The 7,991-nt window shown below is 72.1% G+C and carries 7 protein-coding genes; 2 read left to right on the top strand and 5 right to left on the bottom strand.

The features are described 5' to 3' along the window. Nucleotides 1-129: 129 nt before the first annotated feature. Genes AC07DF_RS38090 through AC07DF_RS38070 form a run of 5 tightly spaced genes read right to left on the bottom strand, consistent with a single transcriptional unit; the run spans nt 130 to nt 5,809 of the window. Entirely contained in the window at nt 130-1,440 is a 1,311-nt protein-coding gene (locus AC07DF_RS38090) for a DUF58 domain-containing protein (protein WP_478981559.1), read from the bottom strand. Continuing rightward, complete coding sequence (locus AC07DF_RS38085; protein WP_478981577.1) at nt 1,440-2,429, bottom strand: AAA family ATPase; 990 nt, start codon at nt 2,427-2,429, stop codon at nt 1,440-1,442. The genes AC07DF_RS38090 and AC07DF_RS38085 overlap by 1 nt, the downstream gene beginning before the upstream one ends. Next, entirely contained in the window at nt 2,429-3,625 is a 1,197-nt protein-coding gene (locus AC07DF_RS38080; RefSeq protein ID WP_478981557.1) for a DUF4350 domain-containing protein, read from the bottom strand. Before AC07DF_RS38080 ends, AC07DF_RS38085 begins: the two co-directional genes overlap by 1 nt. Continuing rightward, nucleotides 3,622-4,392, bottom strand: coding sequence for a DUF4129 domain-containing protein (locus AC07DF_RS38075; protein ID WP_478981555.1), 771 nt, complete (start codon nt 4,390-4,392; stop codon nt 3,622-3,624). Before AC07DF_RS38075 ends, AC07DF_RS38080 begins: the two co-directional genes overlap by 4 nt. Nucleotides 4,393-4,396: 4 nt before the next feature. Further along, nucleotides 4,397-5,809 (bottom strand): DUF7847 domain-containing protein, encoded by a 1,413-nt coding sequence (locus tag AC07DF_RS38070; protein WP_478981553.1) that lies wholly within the window; start codon nt 5,807-5,809, stop codon nt 4,397-4,399. Nucleotides 5,810-5,949: 140 nt separating this feature from the next. On the opposite strand from AC07DF_RS38070, the gene mtnA reads away from it, so the two are divergent. Together mtnA and mtrA are read left to right on the top strand one after the other, a co-directional pair. Next, a complete protein-coding gene (gene mtnA / locus AC07DF_RS38065; protein ID WP_478981551.1) occupies nt 5,950-7,101 on the top strand; it encodes an S-methyl-5-thioribose-1-phosphate isomerase in 1,152 nt (383 codons plus the stop codon). A gap of 200 nt (nt 7,102-7,301) precedes the next feature. Further along, the gene (mtrA, locus tag AC07DF_RS38060; protein ID WP_009188938.1) at nt 7,302-7,991 is read left to right on the top strand and encodes a two-component system response regulator MtrA; all 690 of its coding nucleotides are present in this window, start codon (nt 7,302-7,304) and stop codon (nt 7,989-7,991) included.

Below are 7,991 nucleotides of genomic sequence, written 5' to 3'. Positions count from 1 at the left end.
ATGGTACTGCAGGGGGGACCCTGTGGGAGAGTAGGACGCCGCCGAACAAATATTGAAGAAAACCCCGTGCCATTCGGCACGGGGTTTTCTGCGTTCAGGGCAGGGCCCCGTGGGGCCCTGCCCTGAATTTCATAGGCGTCCGGCCGCCTTCAACGCCAAGTATGCATCTGCCAATGCCGGCGCCAGGTCGTCCGGTGTCGCGTCCACGACTGTGACGCCGTGACGGCGGAGTTGTTCTGCCGTGCGGTGGCGTTCGGACTGGGCCTGGGCTGCCGCTGCGGCCTCGTAGACGGCGTCGGTGTTTCCGCGTGCCTTGGCCATCTCGGTGATGTGCGGGTCTGCCACCGATGCCAGTAGGACTGTGTGGCGCTGGGTGAGCTGAGTGAGAACCGGGAGCAGGCCTTCTTCGATGGGGGCCGTGTCCAGAGTGGTGAGCAGGACGATCAGGGAGCGGCGGGGAGACGTTCGGAGGGCGGTAGCGGTGAGGCCTCGGGCGTCCGTTTCCACGAGCTCCGGCTCCAGCGTGGCCATCGCGTTGACCAGGGACGGAAGGACGTCGCCTGCGGTGCGGCCCTGGACCAGGGCGCGGACCCTGCGGTCGTAGGCGAGGAGGTCGACGCGGTCGCGTGCTCGGGACGCGAGGGCGCCGAGCAGAAGGGCCGCGTCCATGGAGGCGTCGAGGCGGGGCACGTCGCCCACGCGGCCTGCAGAGGTGCGACCGGTGTCGAGGACCAGGAGGATGTGCCGGTCGCGTTCGGGGCGCCAGGTGCGTACGGCGACCGTGGACTGGCGGGCTGTCGCGCGCCAGTCGATAGAACGGGTGTCGTCGCCGGGGACGTACTCGCGGAGGCTGTCGAATTCGGTGCCTTCGCCGCGGGTGAGCACGCTGGTGCGGCCGTCCAGTTCGCGGAGGCGGGCCAGTTTTGAGGGCAGGTGCTTGCGACTGGTGAACGGAGGCAGGACGCGAACCGTCCAAGGAACCCTGTGGGTGCCTTGGCGGGAGAAGAGGCCGAGGGGGCCGTAGGAACGGATGGTGACCCGGTCGGCTTGGCGGTCGCCTCGGCGAGTGGGGCGGAGACGGGTCGTCACGCGGCGGCGTTCCCCTGCGGGGACGGTGAGACGGTGGCGGGAGGCCGTCGTTTCCGTGCCTGGCCGCCAGCTGCTGGGGGGCCAGGCGTCGCGCAGGTGGGCGCGCAGTGGGCGGCGGGACGAGTTGGTGATCGTGAGAGTGACGTCCGCTGTGTCTCCCAGGCGTACCGAGGTGTCGCCGGAGCGGGTCAGGGTCAGGCGTCGTACGGGCGCGGCGAGAGCGAAGTCGCAGGCGCAGGCCACGGCCAGGGGTGCGTTCACAGCCAGGATGCCCGTCCAGCTGGGTTCCCAGATGCCGACGGGGAGGGAGCCCAGGGCCGCGAGGAGGGCGGCGCGTCCGGTGAGTGCCATCAGCGGGGGACGGGGACGTGGGTGAGGATCGCGTTGATGACCGAGTCGGCTGTCACGCCTTCCATTTCGGCCTCCGGGCGGAGTTGTACGCGGTGGCGGAGGGTGGGGAGGGCCAAGGCCTTCACGTCGTCCGGGATGACGTAGTCGCGGCCGGTCAGCCAGGCCCAGGCGCGGGCCGTGGCCAGGAGGGCCGTGGCGCCTCGGGGGGAGACACCGAGGGTGAGGGACGGCGACTCGCGGGTGGCGCGGCAGATGTCGACGACGTAGCCGGTGATCTCTGGGGAGATGGTCGTCTTGGCGACCGCCGCGCGGGCTGCTTCCAGGTCGGCGGGGCCCGCTACGGGGCGTACGCCGGCGGCGTGCAGGTCACGCGGGTTGAAGCCTTCGGCGTGGCGGGTGAGGACGTCGATCTCGTCCCGGCGGGAGGGGAGGGGGATGGTGAGTTTGAGGAGGAAGCGGTCCAGCTGGGCTTCCGGGAGGGGGTAGGTGCCCTCGTACTCGACCGGGTTCTGGGTCGCTGCGACCAGGAACGGGTCGGGGAGGGGGCGGGGGGTGCCGTCGACCGTGACCTGGCGTTCCTCCATGGCTTCGAGGAGGGACGACTGGGTCTTGGGGGGAGTGCGGTTGATCTCGTCGGCGAGGAGGAGGTTGGTGAAGACGGGGCCGGGCTGGAAGGAGAACTCGGCGCTGCGGGTGTCGTAGACCAGGGAGCCGGTCACGTCGCTCGGCATGAGGTCGGGGGTGAACTGGACGCGTTTGGTGTCGAGTTCGAGGGCCGAGGCGAGGGCGCGGACCAGGAGGGTCTTGGCGACGCCGGGGACGCCTTCGAGGAGGACGTGGCCGCGGCAGAGCAGGGCGACGACGAGGCCGGTCACGGCGGGGTCCTGGCCGACCACGGCCTTGGCGATCTCGGCGCGCAGGGCCTCCAGGGCGGCTCGGGCGGTGCCCGGGTCCCCGGTCTGCCCGGCGTTGTCAGTGGTCGGGTCCATCATGGACGGCGTACCTCTCTTTCGAGGGCGTCGAGTCGGTCGGCGAGTGCGATGAGTGCTGCGTCGTCGCTGGGCGGTGGTCCGAAGAGGAGTGCGTGCAGGTCCTGTCCGTCGCCGTGGAGGTGGGCGGACAGGGCGGGGAGCAGGGCCTCGGGCGAGTGCGCCTGGGTGACCGGGATGCCTGTGAGGGGGGCGAGGCGGGTGCGGGTCGTGGAGCGAAGAGCGTTTGCCGCGCGGTCGCGGGCGTCGGCCTTGCGGTAGAGGCGGGCGCGGCCTTCGGCGGTCTCGGAGGCGCGGATCGCGACGGGGAGTTTTTCGGGCACGAGGGGGCCGAGTCGGCGTGCCCTCCAGAGGGCGGCCAGGGCTGCGGCGATGAAGAGTTGCAGGGTGCCCCAGAGCCAGCCCGAGGGGAGCAGGTCGAAGAAGCCGCGTTCGTCGTCGGCGCCGGTGGCCGACGTGTCGGAGAGCGAGGGGAGGTACCAGACCAGATGGGGGCGGGAGCCGAGGAGCTGGAGGGCGAGCGAGGCGTTGCCCTGCTGGTCGAGGCGGTCGTTGAGGAGGATGTCGGGTGCGCCGAGGGCGACGGTGTCGCCGTTCCCGGTGGTGTCCGGGATGCGCAGCAGGGTGGCCAGGCGCTCGCTGGGGTAGCACTGTTCGGCGTCGAGGTGGGTGGTGGTGTAGCGAACGCCGCCTGTGTCGGCGGTGCCCGCGCGCTGGGCGGCGGGCAGGTCGCAGTCGGGGGCGAGAGTCGAGTCGAGGCTGGTGGCGGGGTCGGCGGTGACGCCGGGGGCGAGCCGTTCGACGGAGGCGCTGCCGGAGGCGACCAGGACGGTTCGGCCACCGGAGCCGGCGAACGAGTCGTGCAGGCGGGACTGCTGACTTCGGGTCAGCAGGTCGGGGACCGCGACCAGGAGGGTCGTGTCCGGGCCCGATGCGGCGGCCGCCTCGTCCAGGGTGGTCACCACACGGGTGTCCACGCCACGGTCGGCGAGGAGTTCCGCGACGGCGCGGCTGCCGTTGGGGTCGACCGAGCGCGGGTCGAGTTCGCCGTGCCGGGCGTCGGAGCGGATCACGGCGATGGCGATGGCTCCCGCGACGAGCAGCACGAGGGCCAGCGCGATACCGCGCGCGCGGGTCCACACCTGGCGGGCGGTGGGCGAGGCCGAGGTGGACGGGAGCGTGGCCTCGGTGGTCATTCGTCGGCTCCCTGGCGGGTGTGGGGGGCCGTGCTCTGGGCGCTGCTCGTGGCGAGCTGGGGCTTGGTGCGTTCCAGGTCGCGGTCGAGTTCGGCGATGCGGTGGTACGACTGCTCGGTCGCCGAGCGGCCGCCGTACGTCACGTCGTCGAAGTCCCGGGCGGCGGCGCGCAGTCGGTCGGTGTGGGCGGGCAGGGCCCGGCCCGCTTCGGCGGCGGCCTCGTCGGCGGTGCGGCCGGGGCGGACGTCGAGGAGTGCGCGTTCCTCCAGGGCGCGGACGAGGGCCCGCATGCGTTCCTGGACGGCCTGGTTCCAGTGGCCTTGGGCGGCGTGTGCCTCGGCGGCGGCGCGGTGGTCGGCGGCGCTGCGGGGGCGGTCGTCGAACAGGGCGGCGGACGAGGTGGGTTGGCGGCGCGGGGTGCCGAGGCGCCACCACAGGGTGCCCAGGACCGCGATGACGGCCAGGATGATGACGACCAGGCCGAGTGTGCCGCCGGGGGTCGCGGACGAGGCTGCGTTGAACAGTTTGCCGAGCCAGTCCCAGAAGGCGTCGAGGGCGCGCTGGAACAGGCTGGGGTCGTTCTCGTGGTACATCCGCTTGGACAGCTCGCGTTGGGCCGCCTCGCGCGCTGGGTCGCGTGGGGTGGTGAGGGGCGGCTCGTCGGTGGAGCGCGCCGACGACAGTACGGCGGTGTCGCCGGCGCGTAGCAGTGTCCGTATGGCGGTGCGTGGCAGTGCCGTTGTGAGAGGTTCCCCCGCCCAGCTCACGGCATCAGCTCCCCGGGGTGGTGCCGGGGGCGTTGGGGCCGTAGCCCTGGACGCCTGCGGCGCGGGCCAGTTCGAGGTCGAGGGCCTCGCGGCGGATGCGCTGGTCGATGTAGAGGAGCACGGTGACGCCGGCGGTGATCGGGAAGGTGATCATGGAGCCGATCACCGCGCCGATGCCGCTGATGATGAGGAAGGTCCAGCCGAGGCCGGCGCCGCCGCTGTTGAGCCAGCCGGTCACGCCGTCGCCGCTGAGGGCCGCGGCGAGGAAGGTGAAGGGGATGACGATGATCGAGGCGACGACGTTCGCGATGATCGTGGCGAGCAGCTGGATGCCGAAGATCCGCCACCAGGTGCCCTGGACCAGCTTCGCGGAGCGGCTCATGGCCTTCTTGATGCCCTGCTTCTCCAGCATCAGGGCGGGCGAGGCCAGGGAGAAGCGGATCATCAGCCAGAGGGCGACGATGCCGGCGCCGATGACGCCCAGGACGGTGAGGGCGACGCCTGGCCCAGTGCTCCCGGAGGCGGTGATGAGAATGCCGGGCAGGGTGCCCACGGTGACGATGCCGGCGGTGATGAGCAGCAGCAGGCAGATGAGGCCGAACAGTTTGACGACCTGAGGGCGGGCGTCCCGCCAGGCCTCGCCGATGGTCACCGGCTTGCCGAGTACGGCGCGGCTGGTGACGGTGGTGAGCAGTGCGGTCGCGATGACGGTGCCGACCAGGGAGATCACGAAGACGACGCTGGAGTTGAGCAGGGCGTCGCTCATGGCGCGGCTCAGCTCGCTGAGGGTGGCGCTCGGGTCGTTGAGGGCTTCGGTGCTGGAGTTGTCCAGGACGAGGCCCTGGAACAGGACGACGATGATCTCGGTGAGGACCGCGACGGTCAGGGAGATGCCGAGGACCGTGCGCCAGTAGGTGCGCATGGTGGAGACGGCGCCGTCGAGGATCTCGCCCACGCCGAGCGGGCGAAGCGGGATGACGCCGGGCTTGGCGGCGGGCGGGGGGCCGCCCCAGCCGCTTCCCCAGCCGCCGTAGGGGCCGGGGCTACCGGGGCTGCCGGGGGCTCCGTAGCCGCCGTATCCGCCGGGGCCTGTGGGGCCGCCGGTGCCGTATCCGGCCGGGCCGTGGCCGCCGGGGGGCTGGGTGCCCCAGCCCGGGCCGGGTGGCGGGGGCGGGGGCGCCTGGCCGGGGACGGTCGGGCCGCTGGGGGCGGACCACTGGGCGGGTGGCGGCTGGTCCTTGGACCACTGCGGGCCGGGGCCCTGCGGGGCCTGGCCCGGCTGGGCCGCTTGGCCGGGCTGGTCCGCGGGCTGTGCGGGGCCGGGGCGGTCGGTGGGCTCGGCAGGGCCGGACTGGTCCGGCTTCTGCCCGTCGGACGGGGCGGATCCGGGCGAGGCCCAGCCCGGAGTGTCGTTCATCGTCGCTCCTTCACGGTGCCCGTCCGCGGTCGCGGCGGCAGGTTGGCAGCCATCGTGCCATGGGGTGGTCTTGGAATGACCGGCCGCGGTATGGGCTGCGTACCTTCAATTGTCCGCTCGATTGGGGGCAGACTGACCGCATGGCTGATCAGTACGCGTACAGCGGCGACGACAAGCGGCCGACCGAGATCTCCGCGATCCGTTGGGAGGAGCCACCGGAAGGGCCCGTTCTGGTCCTTCTCGACCAGACGAGGCTGCCGGCCGAGGAGGTCGAGCTGGTCTGTACGGACGCGCCCGCGCTGGTGGAGGCGATCCGCTCGCTGGCCGTGCGCGGGGCGCCGCTGCTCGGTATCGCGGGGGCCTACGGTGTCGCGCTCGCCGCCGTGCGGGGCTTCGACGTGGACGAGGCCGCGGAGGCGCTGGCGACTGCCCGGCCGACCGCGGTGAACCTGGCCCTCGGTGTGCGCCGGGCGCAGTCGGCCCATGAGGCGGCGCTCGCCAAGGGCGGTGATGTCAGGCAGGCGGCCTCGGCGGCGCTGGCCGCGGCGCGGCAGTTGCACCGGGAGGATGCCGAGGCCAGTGCGCGGATGGCCGAGCACGGGCTGACGCTGCTGGACGAGCTGCTGCCCGGCGGCGGGCACCGGATCCTCACCCACTGCAACACCGGTTCGCTGGTGTCGGGCGGGGAGGGGACGGCGTTCGCGGTGGCACTCGCGGCGCACCGGTTGGGCAGGCTGCGGCGGCTGTGGGTGGACGAGACGCGTCCGTTGCTGCAGGGCGCTCGCCTGACGGCGTACGAGGCGGCGCGCAGCGGGATGGCGTACACGCTGCTCACCGACAACGCGGCGGGGTCGCTGTTCGCCGCCGGGGAGGTGGACGCGGTGCTGATCGGGGCGGACCGCATCACGGCGGACGGGTCGGTCGCGAACAAGGTGGGGAGCTATCCGCTGGCGGTGCTGGCGCGGTACCACCATGTGCCGTTCATCGTGGTGGCGCCGGTGACGACGGTGGATCCGGACACCCCGGACGGGGCGTCCATCGAGGTCGAGCAGCGTCCCGGTCACGAGGTGACCGAGGTGGTGGCGCCGCAGGTGCCGGTGGCCGGTGCGCCGGAGGCGGGGGGTGGCATTCCCGTGGCGCCGCTGGGGACGCAGGCGTACAACCCGGCGTTCGACGTGACCCCGGCCGAGCTGGTGACGGCGATCGTCACGGAGGAGGGTGTGGTGTCGCCGGTGACGGCTGAGGCGCTGGCCGAGGTGTGCGCGCGGTCGCCCAGGGTGACGGCGGGCTGAGCCGTACGGCTGCCGCGGTGTGTGCGGGGCGGGTGGGCTCCGGCAGCCGCGTCCCTCGCCCGTGTGCCCGGGCCCGGGCCGACGGGCGTCGTCGAGATCAACTGTGGGCCGGCGAGGGCAGACAGTAGCGCTTGCTGCGACTATGGTCACTGGCCGGTGACCTACCTCACCACTGCCTTCGCCACTGTTATGAGAATGGGATGATGTCGTTTATGAAGGGACGAGTCCTTGTCGTCGACGACGACACCGCACTGGCCGAGATGCTCGGCATCGTGCTGCGTGGTGAGGGTTTTGAGCCGTCTTTCGTTGCCGACGGTGACAAGGCGCTGGCCGCTTTCCGTGAGGCCAAGCCCGATCTGGTGCTGCTGGACCTGATGCTGCCCGGTCGGGACGGCATCGAGGTGTGCCGTCTGATCAGGGCGGAGTCCGGGGTGCCGATCGTGATGCTCACGGCGAAGAGCGACACGGTCGACGTCGTGGTGGGCCTGGAGTCGGGTGCCGACGACTACATCGTGAAGCCGTTCAAGCCGAAGGAGCTGGTCGCCCGGATCCGGGCGCGGCTGCGGAGGTCGGAGGAGCCCGCTCCGGAGCAGCTCGCCATCGGTGACCTGGTCATCGATGTGGCCGGGCACTCCGTGAAGCGGGACGGGCAGTCGATCGCGCTGACGCCGCTGGAGTTCGACCTGCTGGTCGCGCTCGCGCGCAAGCCGTGGCAGGTGTTCACGCGCGAGGTGCTGCTGGAGCAGGTGTGGGGCTACCGGCACGCGGCGGACACGCGGCTGGTCAACGTGCATGTGCAGCGGCTGCGCTCCAAGGTCGAGAAGGACCCGGAGAAGCCGGAGATCGTGGTGACCGTCCGTGGTGTCGGGTACAAGGCAGGACCGAGCTGA

The organism is Streptomyces sp. NPDC044719 (assembly GCF_056433405.1).
The sequence above is the reverse complement of the archived record's forward strand: the minus strand, read 5'-3'. Positions and strand labels throughout refer to the sequence as shown.

Bases quoted from the DNA above. Each gene is read 5' to 3' on its own strand.
- AC07DF_RS38090 (WP_478981559.1), bottom strand. From the start codon at position 1,440: ATGGCACTCACCGGACGCGCCGCCCTCCTCGCGGCCCTGGGCTCCCTC.
- AC07DF_RS38085 (WP_478981577.1), bottom strand. From the start codon at position 2,429: ATGGACCCGACCACTGACAACGCCGGGCAGACCGGGGACCCGGGCACC.
- AC07DF_RS38080 (WP_478981557.1), bottom strand. From the start codon at position 3,625: ATGACCACCGAGGCCACGCTCCCGTCCACCTCGGCCTCGCCCACCGCC.
- AC07DF_RS38070 (WP_478981553.1), bottom strand. From the start codon at position 5,809: ATGAACGACACTCCGGGCTGGGCCTCGCCCGGATCCGCCCCGTCCGAC.
- mtnA (WP_478981551.1), top strand. From the start codon at position 5,950: ATGGCTGATCAGTACGCGTACAGCGGCGACGACAAGCGGCCGACCGAG.
- mtrA (WP_009188938.1), top strand. From the start codon at position 7,302: ATGATGTCGTTTATGAAGGGACGAGTCCTTGTCGTCGACGACGACACC.